The following is a 24,203-nucleotide window of genomic DNA, read 5'->3' on the forward strand; positions in this document are numbered from 1 at the left end:
CACCTTTCCTCTCTGAAATAGGATCCCCCGGTGCGGTGCATCGGGGGCTCAAGGTTGGCTGAAATAAGGTCTATCCACTGCCGAAGCGGATATGGGCTGATGGGGATCAGGCCTGGCCTTTCGGCCTCACTCCCAGGGTATGGCAGATGGCGTAGGTCAGCTCGGATCGGTTCAGGGTGTAGAAGTGGAAATCCTTCACCCCTTCCTGGCTCAGCACGCGCACCTGATCGATGGCGATGCTGGCGCCTACCATGTTGCGGGTCATCTGATCGTTATCCAGCCCCTCGAACCGCTGGTGCATCCAGCGCGGGATCTTCACGTTGGTAAAGCCGGCAAACTTGTTGAGGGTCTGGAAATTGGAGACCGGCAGTATCCCGGGCACGATTTCGGCATCGATGCCGATGGCGGCGCAGCGATCACGAAAACGCAGGTAGGTCTCCACATCGAAGAAGAACTGGGTAATGGCGCGGTTGGCACCGGCATCTATCTTGCGCTTGAGGTTGAGCAGGTCGGACTGCGCGCTCCTGGCTTCGGGGTGGCCTTCCGGATAGGCGGCAACCGAGATGTCGAAGTCGGCCTCGGACTTGAGCAGGGCGACCAGATCGGTGGCATACATGTCCGGCTTGTCGAGTCCGGGGGGCAAGTCACCACGCAGTGCCACTATGTGGCGAATGCCGCTGTTCCAGTAGTCACGGGCAATGGTTCTCAGCTCGTCGCGGCTGGCATCGATACAGGTCAGGTGCGGCGCGGCGATGAGGCCGGTGCGCTCCTTGATGTCCTTGATCACCTTGTGGGTGCGATCCCGGGTGCCCGAGTTGGCGCCATAGGTCACGGAGACAAACTTGGGTTCCAGCACCTGCAGTCGTTCGATGGATTGCCAGAGGGTGTTCTCCATCCCTTCGCTGTTGGGTGGAAAAAACTCGAAACTGACCGAAATGTTGTTACCCAAGTCAGCCAGACTCTGGTTGAGTGCCTCGACCTGACGCGCGCTGTGAAATCCCATCTGCTCTCTCCCTGTCCTACAACCGATTCCTGTACGTCAAAACGGATGTTTGGACGTCTAAACGTCTTTCTATCTTTATGAGAAAACGGCTCAAAGTCAACCTCGATTTACCCACGAAGGCGGGATAAGCGATTTTTTTATTTTGCAATTCAACCCAAGTCGCGAGCGGCCCCATCCCAAAATGTCCTCAGGCACGCTATGATGCGGGCGGATCGTCCTGGACGTTCTGAATCTGCGTGTGATTGTTTGGCCGGGTTTCCCGGCCTTTTTTTAACTTCTCCCCCTCCCTGCCGATAATCAATTCAAGCATTTGCAGGAGCCTTGTCATGGAAGATCACCCCGGTTTTGCCACCGATTTGCTGTTCGATCGCTATCAGGGCGAGGTGACGGACCATGAAGGGTTCTGGACAGTGCGCACCCCGACCGCCCCGGATTACTACTTCGGCAACTATCTGCTGCTCCCCACGCCCCCCAGCGACCGTGACAAGGGTTGGCTCGAAGCCAGCTTCGACAAGCTGATCGGCCAGGATCCCAGGATCCGCCATCGCACCTTCCAGTGGCCGCTGGCCGAGGGACAGAACAGCCGGGTCGCCGGCTTCGTGGCGGCGGGATACCAATACATGGAGTGCGTGGTGCTGGCACTGGAAGCCGCCAGCTGGCAGACACCGAGCGACCAGGACCTCGCCCCGGCCCGCCCCTTCACCCCTGCCGACTGGGATGACTGGCTGACCCTGGAGCTCGATGACAGGGACCCAGGTCATGAGGAGGAGAGCTACCTCGCCTACCTGCAGTCACGGCGCGACCTCTATCAGGCCATGATCGCCGATGGACTGGGACAGTGGTGGGGGATCTGGCATCAGGGTCGCCTGGTCGCCAGTTGCGGCCTCTTCTTCACCGGCACCATGGGGCGCTTCCAGCTGGTTCGTACCCATCAGGATTGGCGAAACCGGGGCCTCTGCCGTCAACTGCTGAGCCAGGTCGCCCGTCAGGGGTTCGAGCGAGCCAGGCAGCTCATCATAGTGGCCGACGAGCACTACCACGCCCAGCGGGTCTACCGCGCCCTGGGTTTCGTCCCGGTGGCACGTATCGGCAGCCTGTGCCGCTGGACTCACCAGCCATAGCCGTCTGGCGCAAATGAAAACGGGAGGCTGATGCCTCCCGTTTTTTTTCATGGTGCCGCCCTTCAGGGCTGCGGCGCTTCCAGCTCGCTGGCCAGCGCCTGCTCGACGTCGGTCGAGGCAGCCGCCGAGGGAGCCACAGCCGCAGACACGGGGGACGCGCTCAGCGCGGTCGAGATGGCCGCGGATGACGTAGCAACGGAAGCCTCAACCGTGGCGGGCGCGGCAGAGACGGCGGCGGGAGCCGTGCATTGGCAGTCCACGGCCTTGGCCTGCTGGCCTTGATGCGGGGCATACCAACCCTTCAGCCCCTGCTCCAGCCGGTCGGCGGCGGCTTGCGGCGCCATGGTGCCGAGCAGCACACTCTGACTCACCTCGGCCAGCTCATCCCCCAGCTTGGGGGTGCCGCGAGAGAGGATCTGGGTGGCGACCCGGATGGTAGAGTCACACTGATCTCGCCACTCCATCATCTCTTTGGCCGCCGGGTTGGTGGCCTCGAAGAAGTGGTTGGAGAGGGAGAAGAACCCCGGCAGCGAATTGGTATAGAGCTCGGCAAACTGGGAGGTGGTCAGCCACTGCAGGAAGGTCATGGCGGCCTCCTTGTTCTTGCTGGCCGGGTTCATCCCCATGCCGATGTCGGTGTGATCGGTGAAGAAGCAACCGTCACCCTGCTTTGCCACAGGGGGGCGCATGACACCGAAGTCCACCTTGCCGGTGAAGGGGGCTATCTCCCAGGAGCCGGCCGCATAGAAGGCAGCCTTGCCGGAGGTGAATAGCTCGTTGGTAGTGGCGTAGTCACGACCCTCCCCCCCCTCGCCGAGATAGGCACGCCAGCGGGCCAGCTCCTCGAACACCTTGACGTATTGCGGGTTGTCGAGCCGCTCCTGGCCGCCAATCAGCGCCAGCCTGCCATCCTCCCCCTTCCAGTAGTTGGGGCCAATGTTCTGGAAGCCCAGCTCGGAGGCGACCCAGCTCTCGGAGCCACTCATGGCCAGCGGCACATAGCGACCATCCGCCTTCACCTTGTCGAGCACGGCGAAAAACTCGTCCCGGGTCTGGGGCACGGCCAGCCCCAGCTCGCTGAAGATCTGCTTGTTGTAGAAGAAGCCGTGAATGACGGAAGCCATGGGCACGCAGAAGGTCTGGGCCCCGCTGTCGGTCTGCCAGGGGGACTGGGCGAAGCTCGGGAAATTCTCCATCCCGGCCATCTCGCTCAGCTCCGCCAGATGACCCGCCTTGAACAGGGCCAGGGAGTCATCGAACGGGCGGCAGGTGATGAGATCCCCGGCCTTGCCCTCCTTCAAACTGGCCCAGAGCGTCGGCATGTAGTCGACGTTCTGCACCCCGTTGAAGCTCACCTGGATGCCCGGATGAGCGGCCTCGAAGGCGGGGATGATCTTCTCCTCCCACAGGGCCTTGTCATCGATCCGCCAGCTTTCGATCACCAGCTCGCTGGCCATCAGCTGGCCACACAACAGGAGACTCAGGGCCCCGATCCACTTGTTAGCCATAAGTCCTCCTACACCTTGAAATGAGCGATCAATTGCTGCTGTTTGGCGACCAGATCCGCCAGCACTTCACTGCTGCCTGCCGATTCACGGGCCTCCCGTTCGGTCTCGTAGGCCACGTCCGCAATGCCGGCGATATGACGGGCCACCCCCTGACTGACCGAGATCTGTTCCTGGGCCGCATGGGCGACCTGATCCGCCATCGACTTGATGGCACTCATCCGCTCGGCGATGGATTGCAACGCCTGATCCATGGCCCGGGTCTGTGACACGCAACCCTGGGTCTGCTCCTGGCTGCGCCCCATCACCTCCATCACCTGCTTGCTGGAGCTCTGCAGGTTTTCGATCATGGCCTGGATCTCTTCGGTCGAGGTCTGGGTCCGGTTCGCCAGCGCCCTGACCTCGTCCGCCACCACCGCAAAGCCGCGGCCGGCATCACCGGCCCGTGCCGCCTCGATGGCCGCATTCAGTGCCAGCAGGTTGGTCTGCTCGGCAATGCTGCGGATCACGTCCAGAATACTGCCGATGTTGTTGCTGAATTCCCCCAGCTTGTGGGTGATGCCGACCGCCTCCTCCATGGCGCCAGCCAGCTGTTCGGTGATCCGGCGCGTGGTCGCCACCTGTTTGCGACCGGCACGCGCCTCCTCATCGGCCAGATCCACCTCGCGCTTGGTGCCGTCGGTGGAGCGGGCCACCTCGGTGGCGCTCACCTCCAGTTCGGTGATGGCGGCGGCCACCTGGTCGGTCTGGCTCTTCTGATCCTGCACCCTGGACATAGCCCTTTCGCTTATCTCGGCGGCGCGGCTCGCCTCCTCCACCAGATGGCGGGAACCGGCGTTGATCTGGGAGAGCAACTCCCCCGTCTTGTCCGCCAGGGTGTTGATGGAACGGGTCAGGCTGCCGAATTCACAGCGGCTCTGGTAGTCGATGCGCCGGGTCATGTCACCGGTGGCCATGCGATCCAGTGCCCGATCGATCAGCTGCAGCGGACGCTGTATGCTGCGGGCCGTGGTGTAACCGATGATGAGCGCGGCGGCGGCGGAGATGGCGGAAACGATCAGGATCCAGAAGCTGGCACTGCTGACGGCGTCATCGGCCCCGATCCGGCTCTGGCTGGCGATGCTGCCCGCCGATTTGCCCATCTCGTCCAGCAACGCCAGGCTGTTGACCAGACTGGTGTCGAGCTGCTGATTCAGGCTCTGCAACGAGGCGGCAAGCTGCTGGCCATTGCGCATGGTGGCCAGCAGTCCCTGCGGGCCGAGCGCCAGCTCCTGCATCCTGTCCAGATTGACGACGAAGCGCTGCCTCACGTCATCGGGCACCAGCACCCGCTCGAGCCGCTTGCGCGCCATCTCGATATCCTTGGCGAGCACCTTTTCCAGTTCGTTCAGATCTGTCTTGGCGTCGGCCCGACGGATGTTCTTCAGATCCCGGGCGATGCCGGAGGTGATGAGTTCGGCCTTGTTGCGCATGGAACGCTTGCTGGCGGTCTGCTGCAGCAGCAGATCGGCGGCCCACTGATAGGTGTCTTCGAGCCTGATAAAGGCCAGCTCCAGCTCATGACGGCGATCGAGGGCGGCTATCCACTGACCATGCTGGCTCAGCACCTGATCCGCCAGACCGTAGAACTCCCGGGTGGCCCCATCGACCTGACGAAAGCGCTCGCCCGCCTCGGCCACATCGTTGAAGCGGACCATCTCCTTGCTCTGGGCAACGAAGCGCGCCTGCTGCGCCTTGAACTGGCTGGCCAGCTGCGGCAACTGGGTGGCATCCTCGCTGGTCCTGTAGGTCAGCACCCAGCGGTTGCTGTCCTGCAGTGCTCCCTTGAGCCCGGCGACGGCGATCACCAGGGGAGTGGCACGATCCGATACCTGGGACAGTCCCTCATTGATCCCCCGGATCTTCAGAATACTGATGAAGCCCAGCAGAACCAGCAGCAGCAACATCAGCACAAATCCGGCGATGATCCGCTGCACGATAGATAAACCCATGGAGACATCCTCACTCGTTGGGAAATAAAGGGGTTAACGCAGAGGCTATCGGCACGCCGAGGCAATGGAAGAGCAATAAGTGACACTATGAGGGGCCGGATCACAGTTATTGCCCCGAGCCAGACAGAAAAGGGCCCGAACAGAGCCGGGCCAAAGAGACATGCTTGGTTGTCATGGCCTTGAGGCGGCCAACCCTATCATCAGAAGCGATAGCCGACGCCAAACATGAAGGCAACCGGATCGATGGAGGTGTTGATGGTGCCCACTGCGGTGTGCACGTCGGTGTCGATGTCGATGAGCCAGGCGGAGGCGTTGACGAACCAGCGGTCATTGATCGCCATGTCCAGCCCCACCTGACCCGCCAACCCCCAGGAGGAGTCGACGCTCACATCCGTGCCCGCCAGGGCCCCGCGGCCCTCTTCATCGAAGAAGGTGGTGTAGTTGATACCGGCACCGACATAAGGACGCACCTTGCTGTTGGCATCACCGAAATAGTACTGCGCCATCAGGGTCGGTGGCAGGTGCTTGACCTTGGCGACCTCACCCAGCCCCGGGGTCGACACCGAGTGGGAGAAGGGGGTCGCCGCCAGCAGCTCGACGCCCCAGTTGTCCGTCAGCATGTAGGAGAGAGTCAGCCCCAGCTGCATGTTGCTGTCGATATCCAGCTCGCCGGTGCCGAGGACGTCGTCACTGCTGGTCTGGGGGGAAACGAAGGCAAGACCGCCACGCACCAGAATGTCGCCGGCCTGGTGGGCCAGGACGGCGGGGGAAGCAAAAGCGGCTGCGATCAGGAGAGGAAGGACTTTTTTCATCACATATTTCCTTTTTGTTTTCTTTCTATGTTGTAAGCCCGAAAACTATAAAAGGATGTGAATGACTGGTTATTGATTTGGCTCAATAGTTATCAAGAAATAGATGGATGTACACAGCAGCTTCTAACAATCATGAAATCAACTCAAAATACTAAAAAACCATTTAAATACAGCATGTTGAAATATAAGCACACCATGAGAACAGGCTTAAAATATCAAATAAATACACCTTAAACGCGCTCACATTGCCTTTTAACTGTTGTTTAATTATGCCGGTCAGCGTATTTTATTAAAGCAATGTAGCCATGCTGTAATTTAATCTTTATGAAACCACAAACACGCAAAGACAAAATCATCGGCATCCTGGCAGCCATCTGGGGCATCGGCTCCTTCCTGTTTATCCTGCTCGGCTTTCTGTTTGCCCTCGCCTTCCTGATGCTGGCTCACTGACACTCCGCCGTCACCGCTCATACTCCCGGTGACTGTCCTGCCGTGCCCGATCCAATGCCACATTCAGCCACTCCCAGGCTCAGTGTCTGCGCCCGTCGCTGACGCCGGCCCGAGGAAAGATCCCTCGCGTCCCTCTCGATCGCCCACAAAAAAGGGGCCAAGGCCCCTTGTCTGTCTGATGTGCCCTTACTTGTTCAGCAAGGGGGCCAGGAAGCGCGCGGTGTGCGACTCCTTGCAACGGCTCATCTCCTCCGGCGTGCCGGTCACCAGGATGCGGCCACCACCGGCGCCCCCTTCCGGCCCCAGATCGACGATCCAGTCGGCGGTTTTGATGACGTCCAGATTGTGCTCGATGATGACGATCGTATTGCCCCGATCCCGCAGTTGGTGCAGCACCTTGAGCAGTTGCTGGATGTCGTGGAAGTGCAGACCCGTGGTCGGCTCGTCCAGGATGTAGAGAGTCTGGCCGGTGTCGCGCTTGGAGAGCTCCCGCGCCAGCTTGACCCGCTGCGCCTCGCCGCCCGACAGGGTGGTGGCGGACTGGCCGAGGCGGATGTAGGAGAGGCCCACGTCCATCAGGGTTTGCAGCTTGCGCGCCACCGCAGGGACGGGATCGAAGAATACGCGGGCATCTTCCACCGTCATCTCGAGGATCTCGTGGATGTTCTTGCCTTTGTACTTCACCTCCAGGGTCTCGCGGTTGTAGCGCTTGCCCTTGCAGACGTCGCACGGCACATAGACATCCGGCAGGAAGTGCATCTCCACCTTGATGACGCCATCCCCCTGACAGGCCTCGCAGCGGCCCCCCTTGACGTTGAAGGAGAAGCGACCCGGCAGGTAGCCGCGGGAGCGCGCCTCCTGAGTACCGGAGAGCAGCTCGCGGATCGGAGTGAACAGACCGGTATAGGTGGCCGGATTGGAGCGCGGGGTGCGGCCGATCGGGCTCTGATCGATGTCCACCACCTTGTCAAGATGCTCCAGCCCTTCCACTTCGCGATAGGGGGCCGGCGTGGACTCGGTGGCCTTGTTGAGCTCCCGGTGGGCGATGCGGAACAAGGTGTCGTTGATCAGGGTCGACTTGCCGGAGCCGGAGACCCCGGTGACGCAGGTCATCACCCCGATGGGCAGATCCAGGTTGACGTTGCGCAGGTTGTTGCCGCTCGCCCCCTTGAGCTTCAACCACTTGCCGGTGAGCGGGGTGCGCTCATCCGGAATGGCGATCTGCTTGCGACCGGAGAGGTAGTCACCGGTCAGCGATTCGGGGTTGGCGATGATCTCTTCCGGTGTCCCCTGGGCGACGATGGCACCACCGTGCACGCCGGCCCCGGGGCCGATATCGAGCACATGGTCGGCGAGGCGGATGGCATCCTCGTCGTGTTCCACCACGATGACGGTATTGCCCAGATCGCGCAGATGGGTGAGGGTCTTGAGCAGCCGCTCGTTGTCTCGCTGGTGCAGGCCGATGGAGGGCTCATCCAGTACGTACATCACCCCTACCAGACCGGCACCGATCTGGCTCGCCAGCCGGATCCGCTGCGCCTCGCCGCCGGAGAGAGTTTCGGCGCTGCGAGAGAGGCTCAGGTAATTGAGGCCCACGTTGACCAGGAAGCCGAGCCGCTCGACTATCTCCTTGAGGATCTTCTCGGCAATCTGGGCGCGCTGGCCGCTCAGGTTCAACCCCTCGAAGAAGGCGAGCGCATCGCCGATGGACTGCTCGGCGATGGCCGGCAGATTACGGTTGTCCACGAAGACATGGCGCGCCTCTTCCCGCAACCGGCTGCCACCGCAGCTGGTGCAGGACTTGTTGGCGATGTACTTGGCCAGCTCTTCCCGCACCGAGTTGGATTCAGTCTCCCGGTAGCGGCGCTCCATGTTGTGCAATATCCCCTCGAACGGGTGCTTGCGTACCACCACATCGCCGCGATCGTTCATGTAGCGGAACTCGATCTCGGTGCGGCCGGAGCCGCGCAGGATCACCTCCTGGGTCTTGGCTGGCAGATCCTCCCAGGGTGCCTCCAGATCGAACTTGTAGTGCTCGGCGAGGGATTTCAGCATCTGGAAGTAATAGAAGCTGCGTTTGTCCCAACTGCGGATGGCGCCACCGGCCAGGCTCTGGCCCGGATCGTGGATCAGCTTGGCGGGATCGAAGTACTGCTGCACCCCGAGGCCGTCGCAGGTGGGGCAGGCGCCGGCCGGGTTGTTGAAGGAGAAGATGCGTGGCTCCAGCTCCGACATGGAGTAACCGCACTCGGGGCAAGCGAAGTTGGCGGAGAAGATCAGGGGGGCAATCCCCTCCTCCCCGTCCATGGGCGCCACCAGCACGATGCCGCCGGAGAGGGTCAGTGCCGTCTCGAAAGACTCCGCGAGGCGCAGCGCCAGGTCATCACGCACCTTGAAGCGATCCACCACCACTTCGATGGTGTGCTTCTTGTGCAGCTCCAGCGGGGGAGGATCGGAGAGATCGCACACCTCCCCATCGATGCGAGCACGAATGTAGCCCTGGGCCGCCAGGTTCTCCAGCAGCTTGGTGTGCTCCCCCTTGCGATTGCGCACCACAGGTGCCAGCAACATCAGCTTGGTGCCTTCGGGCTGGGCCAGCACCTGATCCACCATCTGGCTGATGGTCTGGGCGGCGAGCGGGATGGCGTGGGTCGGACAGCGCGGCTCGCCGACCCGGGCAAACAGCAGACGCAGGTAGTCGTAGATCTCGGTGATGGTGCCGACGGTCGAGCGCGGGTTGTGGGAGGTGGACTTCTGCTCGATGGAGATGGCCGGCGAGAGCCCCTCGATATGATCCACGTCCGGTTTCTCCATCAGGGAGAGGAACTGGCGGGCATAGGCGGAGAGCGACTCCACATAGCGGCGCTGGCCTTCGGCATAGAGGGTATCGAACGCCAGGGAAGACTTGCCGGAACCGGACAGGCCGGTGACCACGATCAACTTGTCGCGGGGCAGAATCAGATTGATGTTTTTGAGGTTGTGGGTGCGGGCACCCCGGATCACGATTTTTTCCATCTTGTTGCGCGCTCGATACGGGAACCAGAGCGGGCCAGTATGGCATAGAGACTACTGGATGAATAGACAGCCTTTTATCATCCCATCCCGGTGCTCAGAGATACTCCTTGGCCCAGCTCACCGCCTGCAGGCGGTTCTTGACGTTCAACTTCTTGAACACGTTATATAGGTGGGACTTGATGGTGTGTTCGCTCACGAACAGGCTGTCGGCAATCTCGGTGTTGGAGGCCCCCGTCATCAGATGGCGGACTATCTCCTGCTCACGGGCCGTCAGCAGCGTCTGGTTGCGCAGGGGCTGGCCGCTTCCCTTGCGGTAGTAATCCACCAGATCGCACAGCAGATGGCGCGGGATCCAGTACTCCCCCTGCAACACCTTGCGGATGCCGATCACCAGCCTGTCCAGGTTGTCCTGACGGAAGAAGAGCCCACTGGTATGAGGCCACATCAGCAGCAGCTCCCGATCCGTGCTGGTCGGGGCATTGAGCAGCACGGCACTGGCCTCGCCGAAACGGCTGCAGATGGCCTTGCTCCAGTCTGCCTGCTGAGCCGACTTGAGATAGTCCAGATCGATCAGCAGCAGCGTCTGAGCTCCGGTTTCGGAGGGCTCAGGCAAGGCATCCAGCTCCCCGACCAGCAAGATGGACAAGCCAAGCTGTTCGCTGAGGTGACGCTGGAAACTGGTGGCTTGTGCATTATTTTCGGTGATCAGCACTAGGGGATATTCGGGCGTCATCAAGAGAACTTCCTTGCACATTCGAGTCGGGGTTTTCGGCAAGGAAGAGTACCAATCCCCCTCCTGGCTGCAGCATTAAAAAAGTATTAGACGCCGTTGTGATTCCTTTGAAGCTCAGCAATTTTCCAGCCAATACAAATGACTAGCACGCCCCCCCCATTTGGGGGGTCAGGTAGTGCCGACCACCACCATAACAGGCCTTGGCCGTCGTTGCAGCACTCTGCCCCGCCGTCCCCTTGCTGGTGGGCCCCTACCTCGGGTAAGTTACTCGGACGCCAGCGGCGGGGTTTGGTGCTCGCCGGGACAGGAAGGTGTGCGCTCATCTTCGCCAACTGGTATTATTGCAGGCAAACGCTGCGGCGGTGGCCGATAAACGCGTCGGTTGAATCTGGCACAGCCGTGACATGCGTGAAGATGAGGCCCATCCGTGGCGCACATCTCATTGCAAACAAACGACATATTGAATGGGCCCAGGCATTTGGCCTGGCCGGTATACATAAGGGTGGAAGAGAGATTATGGCCAGTCGAGGCATCAACAAAGTCATTCTGATCGGTAACCTGGGGCAAGACCCGGAAGTGCGCTACATGCCGAGCGGCGGTGCCGTGACTAACATCACCCTGGCCACCTCCGACACCTGGCGCGACAAGCAGACCGGTGAGCAGAAAGAGCGAACCGAGTGGCACCGCGTGGTGTTCATGGGCAAGCTGGCCGAAGTGGCCGGCGAGTACCTGAAGAAGGGTTCCCAGGTCTATGTCGAAGGCAAGCTGCAGACCCGCAAGTGGCAGGATCAGAGTGGCCAGGAGCGTTACACCACAGAGGTGCTGGTTGACAGCTTCACCGGCGTAATGCAAATGCTGGGCGGCCGTCCGCAAGGCGGCGCAGGCCAGGGCATGGGTGGTCAACAGTCCCAGGGCAACTGGGGTCAGCCACAACAGGCCGCCCCCCAGCAAGCGATGCAACGCCCGGCCGCCGCCCCGCAGCAGAATATGCAGCCGCAGGGTGGTTATGGTCGTCCTGCCCAGCAGCCTCAGTCTGCACCGCCGGTCTACAACGAGCCGCCGATGGATTTCGATGACGATATCCCATTCTAGATCTTGTAAAAGATGAAAGTGTAAGAATAAATCACTTTCACCATCTTGAGTGCAAAGCAACCCAGCAGAAATGCTGGGTTTTTTTATTTTTGCATTTCACTTGCCATCGCGATTTTCAGCACTATAACTTTATGTATGAGGAAAATGTAAGATTAGGATGCACAGTGTACAAGCTAGATAGATTGATTTTTGCAAATGGTGAACGTTATCCAGTCTTAATGGGCAATGATGGTATGCCTCATTTTCTTGCAACCCTCTGGGTGACAACAAAACTTCGTAGCAGCTTGTCGGTGAATACCATTTCAAATCGCCTAGGTGCATTAAAGTGGTTTCTTCAATGGGAAGAAAATAAACACAGAGACCTGTTCTCTGAGTTTCAGAAAGGTAAGTTTCTTAGCGACACTGACATTGACAACATCAGAGAACATCTCAGTCATGATATTTCTCATTTCAAAGGCTTAGCTAAAAGCAAAAAAACCAGAGATAAGGTCATTGATTTATTTAACACCCCAAGACTAATCAGTGTCACCCCCACAGTGGGACGTAATAACATTTACAATCGTGTGACAGCTATTGCAAGTTATTTAGATTTCATTGCTAGAGTAGCTGTACAGAACTGTAATAGCACTAAACTGCTCACAGAAATTAACAGTATGAATAAGCGCATACTTGCTGTTCGCCCTAAAGGCAAAGGTAAGAATGTTTTAGATAAACTAGATGGTAAAGACTTGCCAGATGGATTAATTGAGGAATTTATGGCTGTGGCACAATTTGACCACCCAAAAAATCCGTTCAAACACGCTTCGACAAAAAAGCGAAATCATCTTATGTTTTTACTTTTAAAAGAACTAGGCATACGAAGAGGTGAGTTACTCTCACTATCTATTGAATCGAACTTTCTAATGCTTCACGGCCCCCAAAAATTCATATGGGTAAAACGCCACCATGATGACATATATGATCCTCGCAAAAATCAGCCTGTAGCAAAGACGAAAGAAAGAATGTTGCGAATTAGAGATGAAACTGCGGCACTCATTGATGACTACATCATAAACATACGGGCAAAGACTCCGAACGCGAACAAGCATCCATACTTGTTTGTTACACATAGGAAGGGGAAAACTCAAGGACAGCCAATATCGACCAGCACATTTGACAGTATCATCGTGCCAACAATGAAATCTGTGGATGAGCGGTTCAAATCGATCCACCCACATTATTTTAGGCATAACTGGAACCAGTGGTTCTCCGAAATAATTGACAAAAACAATGATCTATCTAAAGACCCAAACAGTAACCGTAATTTTATTTCATCTAGTGAAGAAGCAAAAAGCCGAATGTATCAAATGGGGCACACATCAGAGAGCTCTGCCAAACCATATGTTGAACGCCATATTCGCAATAAGACAAACAAGCTAGTGCTTGAAGAGCAAGAAGAATTACAGAGACTAATTATTGAATCTCAAAAAAATAGAGGATATGAATGAATAAATATGATTACATTGAGGAAGAAAATGACGATCTCCCATCAACATTCAGCTCAAAAAAATTAGTATCAAAAGATGGATACAGCTTTGACTTTCACTCAGAATACTGGATGTTGAATAAAGATGTCAGCATTGCATTCATGCCGGATGTTTTATCTATGGAACCAAAACTGCTGGATGGATTTAAAAAAACACTAGCAACCTATGCTGAAGAACAATCAGCACACCATACATCAAATATGTATCTACGCTTTCAACGACTATTGCGAGACACTAAATTCAAAAATCTAGATGAGGATGTATTGCTCAATTGGCGAGCGATGCTTGATAAAAACAATGAATGGTACTTAGGTGCACTCCGTGGTTTTCTTATTAGCTGGAATGAATATGGATATTATGGTGTAACAACAGAGATGGTGAAAACACTCGAAATACTAACTCTATCAGGAAACAAGAAAGGAGTGTCTGTCGCTAATCGTTGCCCTGAAACAGGTGCCTTTACTAGCAATGAGGTACTTGCATTAAATCATGAACTTATTCGCTTATTCAGGAATAACTATATCTCATTTCAATGCTATGCATATGTGAGTTTATTGCAGGCTACTGCTAGACGCCCCACACAGTTACGACAAATAAAGGCTGCTGATTTATTTAAAGAACATGATCATAGTAAGAATGTGACAAATTTTTACCTCAATATACCTAGAGCAAAGCAGCGTGGTGGTGGGTTTCGTTTCTCTTTTAAAAAATTCCCCATTACGGAAGAGCTCTATCTAACGTTGCGTAATTTAATTAGAGATGAAACAGAGAAGTTTGAATCAAAACTCTCAATAAAACTGACTGCTTCTCAAGCAACAAAAATCCCATTATTTATTGATTGGGCAATGGTTTTTGAGTTAGCGGTTAAAAAAACATCTTTGACTGATGATTTATTAGATACTGACATTTTAAATATGTCATCAACAGATCTAAGAGAACACCTGCTAAAAAATTTCCAAAGAAAACAAAAAGCTATTTCTGAAAGAACTGGGGACTATATTCATATAACGGCTAGGCGGTTTCGTCATACAAGAGGAACAAACCTTGGTCGAAAAGGTTTGGGGCCGTTGATCATAGCGGAGGCATTGGATCACAACGATACACAAAACGTTAAGGTCTATACGGAAAATACCGCAGATACCGTGACCTATATTGACAAGGCCATTGGCAAACAACTGGCCCCCTTTGCTAATGCATTCCTAGGTCGCATTATCGTTGACTTAGAGCAGGGTGAGCGAGGACATGACCTTGCTGCTCGCATACCAAACAAGGATAACGATATCGTAGGAGCATGCGGCACCAATGACTTTTGCGTTAAGGGGTATGAAAGTTGTTACACTTGTGAAAAATTTAGACCATTATTAGATGCTCCTCACGAGAAATTCTTATCCCATCTATATGCAGAGAAAGAGGTAAGGTTGAAAACGACAAAAAGTGAAGAGTACGCGGCAACAAAAGATAGGCTAATTTTAGCAGTTGAATGGGTTGTGCAGAAATGCTTTGAACTGAAACAACAACGAGCATGAGGATAGTCAGTGGACAGTAACATTTTCCATTTTAAGCCTGCGATAGAACTGAATTCAGAAGCAAATCTAGAAAAATTCATTCAAAGTAGCAAAAACAAATTAACTGTTTTCGGTGAAGATTGCTGGGATCATAATTTATGGCACACTTTTCACAATACTCGCCGTGTTGTTGCCCGTTTCTCCACAAATTTAGAGCCATCAACTTCCTATAGTTTCTCTCCCCTAGGTGCACCATTTATTGATTTTGCAAAAGCATACATTCGCTACATTTACGCATTAAAACCCATAACAACTCTTCACAGACATTTCGAAGCTATTCGAATACTTGAAGAAGCATTGATTCTATCAAAACATAAAGCAGATATTCTGATGCTCGATGGCCTAGTTTTAGAAAGGCTAGGCGATATTTTTAATAGACGCATATCAAATCTGGCAGGTCGAAATAAAGCGGGCTATCAAATGGAGCTTCTTCTTAATTTCTGCCGTGACAACTTTATAACACCGAGTCTTCCTGGGTGGTCAAATCCATATCAAAAAGTAAAAGATTTAACTATTCAACTTGACGAGAATGGAAAAGAACATCGTAAAAATAAATTGCCCTCAGAAGAGGATATGATGTTATTTGCTAAGTTATTTCATGACGCACCTTCATTAGGTATTGAAGCAGAATATTTTACTTCTGCAATAGCATTGCTCATGCAAGCACCATCCCGATGCTCTGAGTTATTCTCATTGCCTATAGATTGTACTGTATGGGAGGAGAATCGCAGCGGAGAACTTAAACTTGGAATACGTTGGGTGCCTGCCAAAAATGGCAACGAAGGGATTAAATGGGTTCCTACTGTCATGCAAGATGTAGCTTTGGAAGCTATCGAACGATTGAAAAAAATTAGCATGCCTGCACGGGAGGCTGCGATGTATGCAGAAACGCATCCAGATAACAATGGGAGTATGGTGTATATCAGTAAATTGGTTAACTGGCCTTTTGTTGATAACGCAAAAAAAGTTAAGGCCTCAGAGGCTTTGTTACTATATAGAGACCGTGAGTTACATGCGGAACATGATGTTATTCAACACTCGTTTGTTTTACCTACGGTGAACATAATTAATGCAAGGATTTCTAGGTCTGAGGCCAGAAAAGGAGTCCACCTTTGGAAGAAACATAACATATTACGAGAGGATGGCTCACAACCCGATATAACATCCCATCAAGCTAGGCATTGGCTCAGTACCAAAGCTGAACGGGGTGGGATGGATGAGTTGACGCTTGCAAACTGGGCAGGGAGAGCAAGAGTTGCTGATAATGCCAGCTATGATCATCGCACAGAAGAAGAAAAGTCCAATGCAATTGCAGTTATTACTATCCCTGAAAATGCAAACACGTTGGAAAAAATAAAATGTAACCTTCCAATTAGTTTCGAGGAAATCGGAAAGAACCTTACTGGTGCAGCGATAGTAACAGAGCTAGGCGTGTGTGAACATGATTTTGCCATGATTCCATGTCAGCGAAACGGTGACTGTGAAACCTGCAAAGAATTGGTCTGTATCAAAGGCTTCAGTAGCTCATTGGAGCTGTTGAAAGTACGAGAAGTTCAAGTGGCAGCTCAACTCGAAAAAGCACAGCAAAGCCATAAAATGGGGGCCTTTGGTGCTGACCGCTGGGTTAGCTCACACGGTTGGCGACTTGCTCATATTAGAACAAAGATCCGGCTATTAGAGGATGAAAATGTTCTTGATGGCACCCCCATTCGTATTCCTGATGTATATGATCCCTCGCCAGCCAAGGTTGTTCTTTTAGAGAAGGGGCTTAATATTGAAGTTCAATCGCCTGACTCTATCGATTCTAAAGCGTTTAATATTATGGGTGATTTGTTATGCCTAAAATAGTTATCACAGAAAAAAACCTGCCTAATATACTAGGTCTAATTAATACTTGGGAAGGAAAGTTAACTTGGGACTTGCTCTGTCAAAAAGTTGCCATAATGATTGATGTTAAAGGTGGCGTCCAACGTCAATCATTATCCTCTTACAAAGATATTCAAGATGCATACTCGCGAAGAAAGACATTTTTAAAAGAACGTTTTTCTCAACCTGAGCCTACCAAAGAGCGTGATGTAACGCTTGAGTATCTTATAAAAAAGGTTGCTCTTTTAGAGAATGAATTAGCCAGATTAAATAGTTTGAATGATGCATACAAACAGCGTTTCATAGTATGGCAATATAATGCTTACATGCATGGTGTCAGAATGACATCAATTGATAATTTTCCAACAGATAGTGCCGAGCTAAAAAAATTACAGGATATGCTTGGAAAGCCGCTTATAGAAGTTAAACGCCGCACAGGAGGTCAATAATGGCGAGTGGTACAGAAAAAGCCAAAGCAACCGTCCAGGCGTTTGAACTATGGATGGCAACCCAGACTGATGAGACGTATCGACAATTAAGTTACAGGGGCAGCCTCAGCCGCAGTGAAATCACGAAAGCTATTGGCTGTGGCCGCTCTGCCTTAGTGCAGAACCCTGAGCTTCGTAGGCAATTGCAGAAATTGGAAGACCAGCTTAGGGAACACGGGGTGCTTCCGCCACTCACCGCTCAGGCCATAGCGAGTGTAGCTCATCCAAAGGTATACGACCCTACGACTCATCGACGCCTACTTGATACCAAACGTGTATCAATATTGGAGCAGGAGAATATTGAACTGAAAGCGCAGCTAAGGGAACTAAAAGCCAGACTGGAGCGCTTCGGTGAGCTATCTGAGACATTGGCCGAAATGGGGATCTTGCCACGATGAACCAATCTCTCCATTCCGAACTATTTCGTGTTACCAGTATCCCATATAGCTCATCCAGCTACGTGATTTTCTCTGGAATACCACTTAATGACGAGACCAGCCAGATCAAGGATGGCAAATACTATGTGACCATTAAAGCGCGGCCTGACACTCTTCCGGCACAACCGTCACAGGGCCAGCAATGGACAGTCCATGGCAAACCTCTCATTGAGAGGGTCGAGATTGGTGATGTTGTGATGCAGCAACATACCTATGAATCACCTGAGCACGTGATATGCACCCTGCCGGAGACAGGTGAGCAGCTGATCCAGTTCATTGCCAAGGAGCCTGATTTCAAGGGAATTGGCCTCGGTAAAGCCAGGGCGTTATGGCAACTACTCGGTGAGCAATTTCACGCCACCCTGCGCACCGACACACCAGAGTCCAGAGAGCGCCTCAAGGGTATTCTGAGTGATGTATCTATTGATGCCCTGTTCAACGGCTACGCAAAATACAAAAATCTGAACCACTGCAATTGGATGGCAGAGTGTCGGATTCCCTCACCCATTCAGCAGCGGATCTTGAAATTTCATGGCGAAAGCTCCGTTGATGCAATCAAAGCGAATCCCTACCTACTGGTCGGCTTCGGGATGGGGTTTGAAGACGTGGATGCGCTTTCTCAAACGAAGTTTGAGGTAGAACTAAAAGATCCGACGAGGCTGAGTGCCGCCCTGGAGTTCACCATCCACGCGGAAGTGGAAAAAGGCCACACCTACACCACGCAGGCCAGGCTTCGCCCCCTGCTGACCAAATTGCTTGGTGACGGCGAGTTGGCAGCACAAGCATTCAAGGCTGGTTACCACCAAGCCCAGTATGTGCTGAACCATGAAGCAGGCACCTATCACCCTACCGCACAATTGCTGATGGAGACTGTTGTTGCCAAGCGGCTGTTGAAACTTGCTAAACAGCAAAATCGTTACGATGAGTCCACCAATGCTGCGTTTCTCGCAGCGGTTAATGAGCTGCCCTATGAATTGACCGCGATGCAAAATGAAGCGGTGCTCACCGCGCTAAACAATGCGGTGAGTTGCATCACGGGGGGCGCAGGAACTGGCAAAACCACAGTGCTCAGAACGGCACTGCGGGCCTATGGCAAAATGGGCTTTGAGGTGCATGCTGTCGCCCTTTCTGGACGCGCAGCAATGCGCCTATACGAGTCGATAGGCTTTAGGACGATGACCATTTCCGCCTTGTTGCGGCAAGAGCCCATAGAACCATCTGATGGGTTTCCCAGCCATCTGCTGGTAATCGATGAAGCATCCATGATCGACCTGCCCACCATGTATCGGCTCACCAACCATCTGCACCCCACCGTGCGGATCATATTCACGGGTGACCCAAACCAGCTACCTCCGATAGGATGTGGCAAGGTGCTAGCCGATATCGTTGCATCACAGGCCATTGCGAACGTGACCCTGGACATCGTTAAACGCCAGAAGGGAGCCACAGGCATTCCTGAATACTCTATGCAGGTCAATCAAGGTCTCATACCGGAGCACTTGAGCATGGGTAACGTCTATTTCCACGAAACATCCAAAGAGAGGATCGCCCAAGTCTGTGCCGAGTTATATCAGCAATCCCCCGAGAACAGCCGAGTGGTAGGTGCGACCACCGCTATGGTGGCGGAGATCAATAATCTTATTCAGGAGGCCGTCAACCCTGATGGTGCTCGGATGATATTTGAGATGTATGGCGAAACCTACCGCCGCAACGATTTGCGCCAAGGAGATGTGATCCTCTTCACTCAGAACAATTACGAGAAAGGCATTCAAAATGGCTCGCTCGGAACGCTAACTCGCGCTGTCGGGGCTGGAGATGACTACGGAGTGGTTGAACTGGACACAGGCGAGAGCGTGTATGTCACCCAATCCCTGCTGGACTGTATGAGGCTGGGCTACTGCATCACACTCCATAAAGCTCAGGGTTCGCAGTTCCCACGCATCATCATCGCGCTGCAAAAGGGGAGGATCGTTGACAGGGCCTGGCTCTATACCGCAATAACCAGGGCCGAGCATGAGGTCCATATCGTGGGCAGCACAGCTGAGTTTGCAGCCATCACCAAAGCGCCCAGCAATGCCCATAACCGGAACAGCTATCTGCGTGATCTGTTGAAGAAATGAGAGGAGATTGATTCCCTTGGGGAGCGACTACGGGTACAAGCGGAGATAAGCGGTGCGTCAACGCGCAGCGTTGTCCACGGCTTATTCCGTGCTCTTGCGTAGCAAGATGTGCCCGTAGCTGAGCGATCGGAAGGGCTAGAACCTTAAAAATCAATACCTTACAAGGCCTTGACATAGTACCACCAGAGTCTCTTTTGTACCAAGAACGAACTCCAACGTGAGTCATCAATTGACCTTCGCTGATTACGAGTTCAACAGCAAACGCCGCCAGACCCGTAAAGAAGTTTTCCTCTCTTGAATAGAGTAACTGCTTCCCTGGCCCTGGATGCTGGTCATCATTACGCCCATCTATCCCAAGGTCGGCAATGGCCGTCACCCCTAACCACTGATGCAAATCCAGCCATAAGAACCTTCTCTAAAAAGGCTGGGTGCAAAGTAAGTGGTCAAGTCAGTGTAATTACCCACGAAAGGCCTCTCGCAATTATGATAGGCATGGCCCCGTGGGCGCGGGCATCGGACAGACTCAGGAGCAGTAACATGAAGCATCAAACCCTCACCGTGGAAAATAGCCGCATTCGCGTCACCGTCAGCCGCGAGATAGCCGATAAATTCCTGCCAACCGGAGTTATCGGTCGCGATGAGTCCCCCGGTCAGGCGCAACGTGGTCGTCTGCTTTCTGCCGCGATGGGCAAATTAGCCAGCGCAACCGAATTACGCCTTCGGCTCACTAACGATATCGAGCGGGCTGATGTCATCGCGCTGGCCCATAAGCTCCTTGTCCGTGACTATCTGGAGGAACACAGTCACTACAACGTCAACGAGGTGATCATGCGCCTCGAAGAGGGTCACCTCATGCACAAATACATGGCCCAGGAGGTCACTCTCGCCAATGAGTACGCTCGCGGTGTCTTGAAGACTATTTCGCAAGACGACGCCCGCCTTTACGTAGCGCCAAAGGTAATGGCCGGGGTACTCTCCCCCCATGAACGCAGGCAACTGGAGACCCGCGTTGAACTCCTGCTAAACCGCATTGGCATCAATGCAACTGAGGCACTAGATAAAGCCCGTCACGCCTTGCAAGCGCAGGCCAACATCGCGCACCATTATCACATGTGTCGGGCCAATATGACGGGTTGGAAGATTGAGGTCATCGGGGAACTACCGGCTCAAGTGGGCCTATCTCGGTTGCTGCCAAAGGATGATTAATGGATCGCAATCCCAGACCCACCTACCAGCTCACCTCTATCCACCGAGTAGGGCGCCAGAATTTACGGTGCTGTACAGCATTGTTGCTCAAATTCTCTGCTGTACATCGCTCTTATTTATCGGGTGGATTACCCTACCTGGATGGAAAAACCTCAGTATAATCAATGCAACTACATATAATCCGCAGCCAATTATCCATACCCATCCATTCCACGTTTCGCGGGTTGCACTATACAAAAATGCAAAAACAAGTGGACCGATTACACCTGTCAGGTGGGTCAAACTGGTCAGCACCCCTTGTAATTGTCCCTGTGCTACCTGACCGACACGAACAGATATAATTCCCTGCAAGGCGGGAAGTGTGATGCCACCACAAGCTAGTAACAGCAAAACCGGCCAAACCATCCAGCTTTGTGTAATGACCGCCAATAAAAATAGGCCACAACCGTCAGCCAAAATGCCAACCGCTATAGCTTTCCGTTCTCCCAAATGTTTAGCGATAAAACCAGCAGCAAGTCCTTGAAACAGTGCGTGTGTCAGCCCGAACACAGCCAATGAAACACCGACCATTACGCCATCCCATGCGAAGCGCTCTTCTCCGAATAAAACCCATAATGTTGCGGGGATTTGGCCAATCAATTGAATGATGAAAAAGACAACTAACAATCCCGATAATGGGGAGATCATCTCGCGTATGGAGGATGTGGTTTCATTGATTGTTTCATTCTTTAACTCGTCACTAACCTGATTAGCATTATGGGTCTCATGTAAAATGAATAGGGAGACCAGAAATGCCAGCCCGTTAATAGCAGCAGCGAACATAAACGGTGCCTGTACCGAAAGTTGACCGGCAAAACCACCAATGACTGGTCCAGCAATCATACCGCCACCAAAACAGGCACCCATCATACCAAACCAATGTGTCCTGGATTCCTCAGGTGTGACATCGGCAATTGTTGAGGCTGCAACAGCTCCAGTCGCACCGGTAATACCAGCAATTAAGCGTCCCAAATACAACACCCACACTACGCTGGCTGTTGCCATTAATGCGTAGTCCAGTGTTGCACCTAAAAGTGAAAGTAACAATACAGGGCGACGACCTATGCGATCTGACCAGCGGCCGAGAAGAGGGGCAAAAATCACTTGCATCATTGCATACAGCGCCAATAAAACACCGTAGTTCTCTGCAACATTAGCCTTTCCAACAAACTCCCGTAATAACGCCGGCAAGACAGGCATAATTATGCCAATCCCCATAGCATCTAAAAAAATGATGACCAGTGCCATCATCACAGTGCGGTTCATAGTTAACGTTCTCTATCGATGATAGGGTTTGAAAAATAACTCTATCAGTGATAGATTGTCAACAGCAAAAGGAGATAGTGATGGCACGACTAAGCTTGGACGACGTAATTTCAATGGCGCTCACCCTGCTGGACAGCGAAGGGCTAGAGGGCTTGACTACGCGTAAGCTGGCGCAGTCCCTAAAAATTGAGCAACCGACTCTGTATTGGCACGTGCGCAACAAGCAGACTCTTATGAACATGCTTTCAGAGGCAATACTGGCGAAGCATCACACCCGTTCAGCACCGTTACCGACTGAGAGTTGGCAGCAGTTTCTCCAGGAAAATGCTCTGAGTTTCCGTAAAGCATTACTGGTCCATCGTGATGGAGCCCGATTGCATATAGGGACCTCTCCTACGCCCCCCCAGTTTGAACAAGCAGAGGCGCAACTACGCTGTCTATGCGATGCAGGGTTTTCGGTCGAGGAGGCTCTTTTCATTCTGCAATCTATCAGCCATTTTACGTTGGGTGCAGTATTAGAGGAGCAAGCAACAAACCAGATAGAAAATAATCATGTGATAGACGCTGCACCACCATTATTACAAGAGGCATTTAATATTCAGGCGAGAACCTCTGCTGAAATGGCCTTCCATTTCGGGCTGAAATCATTAATATTTGGATTTTCTGCACAGTTAGATGAAAAAAAGCATACACCCATTGAGGATGGTAATAAATGATGCTATCTATGTGTCAACTCTAATTTATAGTTATGGATAGTGTTTTCAAATATATACATGTATCGTCAGTATTTTATCTATTAAATATTAAACCACTTCTGGTTAATATCATGGGTGTCACCGTCCCTCGATAAAATGGCATTGAGTCTCCCACAACTAAGCCACCCATTCGGTTTAAGGTCTTAACGATGATATCTCTTGCATCCATATGGATTTCATCTACAGATTGTGCGAAAAGTTCGTGCAGTGAAAACCGAGCCAAGCTAGAACCTATTTGATACCCTCTGAAATTTTGCATTGTTGCAAATCGCCCCCAATGAGTTTCATCGCATTATTTCCAGGCTGCAACGGCACCAACAATTGTGGAGTTCATAATTGCACACCACCATTGTGGCGATTTTTCAGCTGGAATAGGGATCAATTCGTCAGGGATCCCCTGCTCTCCCTTGAACACGGGAATTTGCAAACGCAGTATGTCGTCCATATCTTCATGCGTTGCTTTCCTCAATACAAGATTCTGCATCGGGTCATCCTTATCGTTGAGCCGTAACAGCAGGTATTTTCATTAGTAGCTCAGCACAAAATGCACATAATTTGTTCAAATCAATAAGCCGCCTAGGAACACAGTATCTATTGGCCACCGCCTTCCGTTGGCGGCATCGCTTCTTGCGCTATGGCCGACTCAGGTATGCTTCTTTTCGATAAAACGCCTCTTTCATTTATACCTTTTAATTACATCATCACCAATTGACTTACCGCTCTAATTTTCCCATTCAACCGGTAGATTTTTTCTGATGCATTTTTATGCAAACAAGTAATTTTTTGCTTCTCTTGAGGTAGTTTTTCAAGTATCTCGCGGTAGGCTTGTAACTCATAACGAGTCAACAGAAGCTCTTCTTCCAGAGACCTCAACTCACTTGCTAGATCATAATTATCGCCTTTGATTGATGCTTGTAAACTGCCCAGAAGATCATCTGAAAAAATATAATGCCGATTATTTTTTGGCCCATTAGCTTTCACTGCATCCTGTTTTTTCAAGCTATATACATGGCGGTCAACCAAGCCTGATGCCTGATACACAGCCAAGTCATTGACCTCCATAGCCAATCGTATCAGCTCTTTCCTGCTTATTTTTAGACCAGTCATTTTGAGTAAAACTTGATAAAACTTGTTACTGATTTTGTAAACATTTTTATTCTGCATAAAATTTCCACAACCACAACACTTAGGATTGCTAAGTATACAGAGACAG

The 24,203-nt window shown here is 52.6% G+C and carries 20 protein-coding genes and 1 pseudogene; 12 read left to right on the forward strand and 9 right to left on the reverse strand.

What is annotated here, in order from left to right; translation table 11 throughout:
• Positions 1-106: 106 nt before the first annotated feature.
• On the reverse strand, positions 107-1,003 hold the full coding sequence (gene metF, locus PG898_RS07910; protein ID WP_025328549.1) for a methylenetetrahydrofolate reductase: 897 nt from the start codon (positions 1,001-1,003) through the stop codon (positions 107-109).
• Between the two features lie 326 nt (positions 1,004-1,329).
• Between metF and PG898_RS07915 the strand changes: the two genes are divergently transcribed.
• On the forward strand, positions 1,330-2,124 hold the full coding sequence (locus PG898_RS07915; protein WP_270823575.1) for a GNAT family N-acetyltransferase: 795 nt from the start codon (positions 1,330-1,332) through the stop codon (positions 2,122-2,124).
• 62 nt (positions 2,125-2,186) lie between these two features.
• On the opposite strand, the gene PG898_RS07920 is transcribed toward PG898_RS07915, so the two are convergent.
• From PG898_RS07920 to PG898_RS07930, 3 genes are all read right to left on the reverse strand, one after another.
• Entirely contained in the window at positions 2,187-3,632 is a 1,446-nt protein-coding gene (locus PG898_RS07920; protein WP_182786781.1) for an ABC transporter substrate-binding protein, read from the reverse strand.
• An 8-nt stretch (positions 3,633-3,640) separates the two neighbouring features.
• Entirely contained in the window at positions 3,641-5,620 is a 1,980-nt protein-coding gene (locus PG898_RS07925; protein WP_161506833.1) for a methyl-accepting chemotaxis protein, read from the reverse strand.
• Positions 5,621-5,820: 200 nt separating this feature from the next.
• Entirely contained in the window at positions 5,821-6,432 is a 612-nt protein-coding gene (locus tag PG898_RS07930; RefSeq protein WP_041206519.1) for an OmpW family outer membrane protein, read from the reverse strand.
• A 324-nt stretch (positions 6,433-6,756) separates the two neighbouring features.
• Here PG898_RS07930 and PG898_RS07935 point away from each other — a divergent pair, with 324 nt between their 5' ends.
• Entirely contained in the window at positions 6,757-6,882 is a 126-nt protein-coding gene (locus PG898_RS07935) for a hypothetical protein (protein WP_005328766.1), read from the forward strand.
• A gap of 186 nt (positions 6,883-7,068) precedes the next feature.
• Here the strand turns inward: PG898_RS07935 and uvrA are convergent, their stop codons facing one another.
• Together uvrA and PG898_RS07945 are read right to left on the reverse strand one after the other, a co-directional pair.
• A complete protein-coding gene (gene uvrA, locus PG898_RS07940) occupies positions 7,069-9,897 on the reverse strand; it encodes an excinuclease ABC subunit UvrA (protein WP_270823574.1) in 2,829 nt (942 codons plus the stop codon).
• A gap of 94 nt (positions 9,898-9,991) precedes the next feature.
• A complete protein-coding gene (locus PG898_RS07945) occupies positions 9,992-10,630 on the reverse strand; it encodes a LuxR C-terminal-related transcriptional regulator (RefSeq protein WP_139750669.1) in 639 nt (212 codons plus the stop codon).
• A 516-nt stretch (positions 10,631-11,146) separates the two neighbouring features.
• Here PG898_RS07945 and PG898_RS07950 point away from each other — a divergent pair.
• The 9 genes and pseudogenes from PG898_RS07950 to PG898_RS07990 all read left to right on the forward strand — a co-directional run bounded on the left by PG898_RS07950 (position 11,147) and on the right by PG898_RS07990 (position 20,930).
• Positions 11,147-11,722 (forward strand): single-stranded DNA-binding protein, encoded by a 576-nt coding sequence (locus tag PG898_RS07950; RefSeq protein WP_005328769.1) that lies wholly within the window; start codon positions 11,147-11,149, stop codon positions 11,720-11,722.
• A 164-nt stretch (positions 11,723-11,886) separates the two neighbouring features.
• The gene (locus PG898_RS07955; protein ID WP_041207317.1) at positions 11,887-13,209 is read left to right on the forward strand and encodes a site-specific integrase; all 1,323 of its coding nucleotides are present in this window, start codon (positions 11,887-11,889) and stop codon (positions 13,207-13,209) included.
• Positions 13,206-14,774 (forward strand): site-specific integrase, encoded by a 1,569-nt coding sequence (locus tag PG898_RS07960; RefSeq protein WP_171269322.1) that lies wholly within the window; start codon positions 13,206-13,208, stop codon positions 14,772-14,774. The genes PG898_RS07955 and PG898_RS07960 overlap by 4 nt, the downstream gene beginning before the upstream one ends.
• A gap of 9 nt (positions 14,775-14,783) precedes the next feature.
• Positions 14,784-16,661, forward strand: a complete 1,878-nt coding sequence (locus tag PG898_RS07965; protein WP_041207315.1) for an integrase — start codon at positions 14,784-14,786, stop codon at positions 16,659-16,661.
• Positions 16,649-17,128, forward strand: coding sequence for a hypothetical protein (locus tag PG898_RS07970; RefSeq protein ID WP_049866848.1), 480 nt, complete (start codon positions 16,649-16,651; stop codon positions 17,126-17,128). The genes PG898_RS07965 and PG898_RS07970 overlap by 13 nt, the downstream gene beginning before the upstream one ends.
• On the forward strand, positions 17,128-17,565 hold the full coding sequence (locus PG898_RS07975) for a VPA1267 family protein (protein WP_025202555.1): 438 nt from the start codon (positions 17,128-17,130) through the stop codon (positions 17,563-17,565). The genes PG898_RS07970 and PG898_RS07975 overlap by 1 nt, the downstream gene beginning before the upstream one ends.
• The gene (locus tag PG898_RS07980) at positions 17,562-19,724 is read left to right on the forward strand and encodes an AAA family ATPase (RefSeq protein WP_025202554.1); all 2,163 of its coding nucleotides are present in this window, start codon (positions 17,562-17,564) and stop codon (positions 19,722-19,724) included. Before PG898_RS07975 ends, PG898_RS07980 begins: the two co-directional genes overlap by 4 nt.
• A 217-nt stretch (positions 19,725-19,941) precedes the next feature.
• Positions 19,942-20,103, forward strand: a pseudogene (locus PG898_RS07985) (IS5/IS1182 family transposase); the annotation flags it as partial.
• Between the two features lie 158 nt (positions 20,104-20,261).
• Positions 20,262-20,930, forward strand: a complete 669-nt coding sequence (locus tag PG898_RS07990; RefSeq protein ID WP_017780890.1) for a hypothetical protein — start codon at positions 20,262-20,264, stop codon at positions 20,928-20,930.
• 87 nt (positions 20,931-21,017) lie between these two features.
• Here the strand turns inward: PG898_RS07990 and tet(E) are convergent, their stop codons facing one another.
• On the reverse strand, positions 21,018-22,235 hold the full coding sequence (tet(E), locus tag PG898_RS07995; protein WP_017780889.1) for a tetracycline efflux MFS transporter Tet(E): 1,218 nt from the start codon (positions 22,233-22,235) through the stop codon (positions 21,018-21,020).
• An 80-nt stretch (positions 22,236-22,315) separates the two neighbouring features.
• On the opposite strand from tet(E), the gene tetR reads away from it, so the two are divergent.
• Positions 22,316-22,951, forward strand: coding sequence for a tetracycline resistance transcriptional repressor TetR (tetR, locus tag PG898_RS08000; protein ID WP_017780888.1), 636 nt, complete (start codon positions 22,316-22,318; stop codon positions 22,949-22,951).
• A gap of 331 nt (positions 22,952-23,282) precedes the next feature.
• On the opposite strand, the gene PG898_RS08005 is transcribed toward tetR, so the two are convergent.
• Positions 23,283-23,474, reverse strand: a complete 192-nt coding sequence (locus tag PG898_RS08005; RefSeq protein ID WP_017780887.1) for a hypothetical protein — start codon at positions 23,472-23,474, stop codon at positions 23,283-23,285.
• Between the two features lie 209 nt (positions 23,475-23,683).
• Positions 23,684-24,154, reverse strand: a complete 471-nt coding sequence (locus tag PG898_RS08010) for a hypothetical protein (RefSeq protein WP_017780886.1) — start codon at positions 24,152-24,154, stop codon at positions 23,684-23,686.
• Positions 24,155-24,203 lie beyond the last annotated feature (49 nt).

Source organism: Aeromonas sp. QDB31 (genome assembly GCF_027707605.1).
GTDB classification, from domain to species: Bacteria; Pseudomonadota; Gammaproteobacteria; order Enterobacterales; family Aeromonadaceae; genus Aeromonas; species Aeromonas media.

Bases quoted from the DNA above. Each gene is read 5' to 3' on its own strand.
- PG898_RS07990 (WP_017780890.1), top strand. From the start codon at position 20,262: ATGAAGCATCAAACCCTCACCGTGGAAAATAGCCGCATTCGCGTCACC.
- PG898_RS07925 (WP_161506833.1), bottom strand. From the start codon at position 5,620: ATGGGTTTATCTATCGTGCAGCGGATCATCGCCGGATTTGTGCTGATG.
- PG898_RS07930 (WP_041206519.1), bottom strand. From the start codon at position 6,432: ATGAAAAAAGTCCTTCCTCTCCTGATCGCAGCCGCTTTTGCTTCCCCC.
- PG898_RS07945 (WP_139750669.1), bottom strand. From the start codon at position 10,630: ATGACGCCCGAATATCCCCTAGTGCTGATCACCGAAAATAATGCACAA.
- tetR (WP_017780888.1), top strand. From the start codon at position 22,316: ATGGCACGACTAAGCTTGGACGACGTAATTTCAATGGCGCTCACCCTG.
- PG898_RS07970 (WP_049866848.1), top strand. From the start codon at position 16,649: ATGCCTAAAATAGTTATCACAGAAAAAAACCTGCCTAATATACTAGGT.
- PG898_RS07935 (WP_005328766.1), top strand. From the start codon at position 6,757: ATGAAACCACAAACACGCAAAGACAAAATCATCGGCATCCTGGCAGCC.
- PG898_RS08010 (WP_017780886.1), bottom strand. From the start codon at position 24,154: ATGCAGAATAAAAATGTTTACAAAATCAGTAACAAGTTTTATCAAGTT.
- PG898_RS07915 (WP_270823575.1), top strand. From the start codon at position 1,330: ATGGAAGATCACCCCGGTTTTGCCACCGATTTGCTGTTCGATCGCTAT.
- PG898_RS07975 (WP_025202555.1), top strand. From the start codon at position 17,128: ATGGCGAGTGGTACAGAAAAAGCCAAAGCAACCGTCCAGGCGTTTGAA.
- PG898_RS07920 (WP_182786781.1), bottom strand. From the start codon at position 3,632: ATGGCTAACAAGTGGATCGGGGCCCTGAGTCTCCTGTTGTGTGGCCAG.
- uvrA (WP_270823574.1), bottom strand. From the start codon at position 9,897: ATGGAAAAAATCGTGATCCGGGGTGCCCGCACCCACAACCTCAAAAAC.
- PG898_RS07950 (WP_005328769.1), top strand. From the start codon at position 11,147: ATGGCCAGTCGAGGCATCAACAAAGTCATTCTGATCGGTAACCTGGGG.
- PG898_RS07980 (WP_025202554.1), top strand. From the start codon at position 17,562: ATGAACCAATCTCTCCATTCCGAACTATTTCGTGTTACCAGTATCCCA.
- PG898_RS07960 (WP_171269322.1), top strand. From the start codon at position 13,206: ATGAATAAATATGATTACATTGAGGAAGAAAATGACGATCTCCCATCA.
- metF (WP_025328549.1), bottom strand. From the start codon at position 1,003: ATGGGATTTCACAGCGCGCGTCAGGTCGAGGCACTCAACCAGAGTCTG.
- PG898_RS08005 (WP_017780887.1), bottom strand. From the start codon at position 23,474: ATGCAGAATCTTGTATTGAGGAAAGCAACGCATGAAGATATGGACGAC.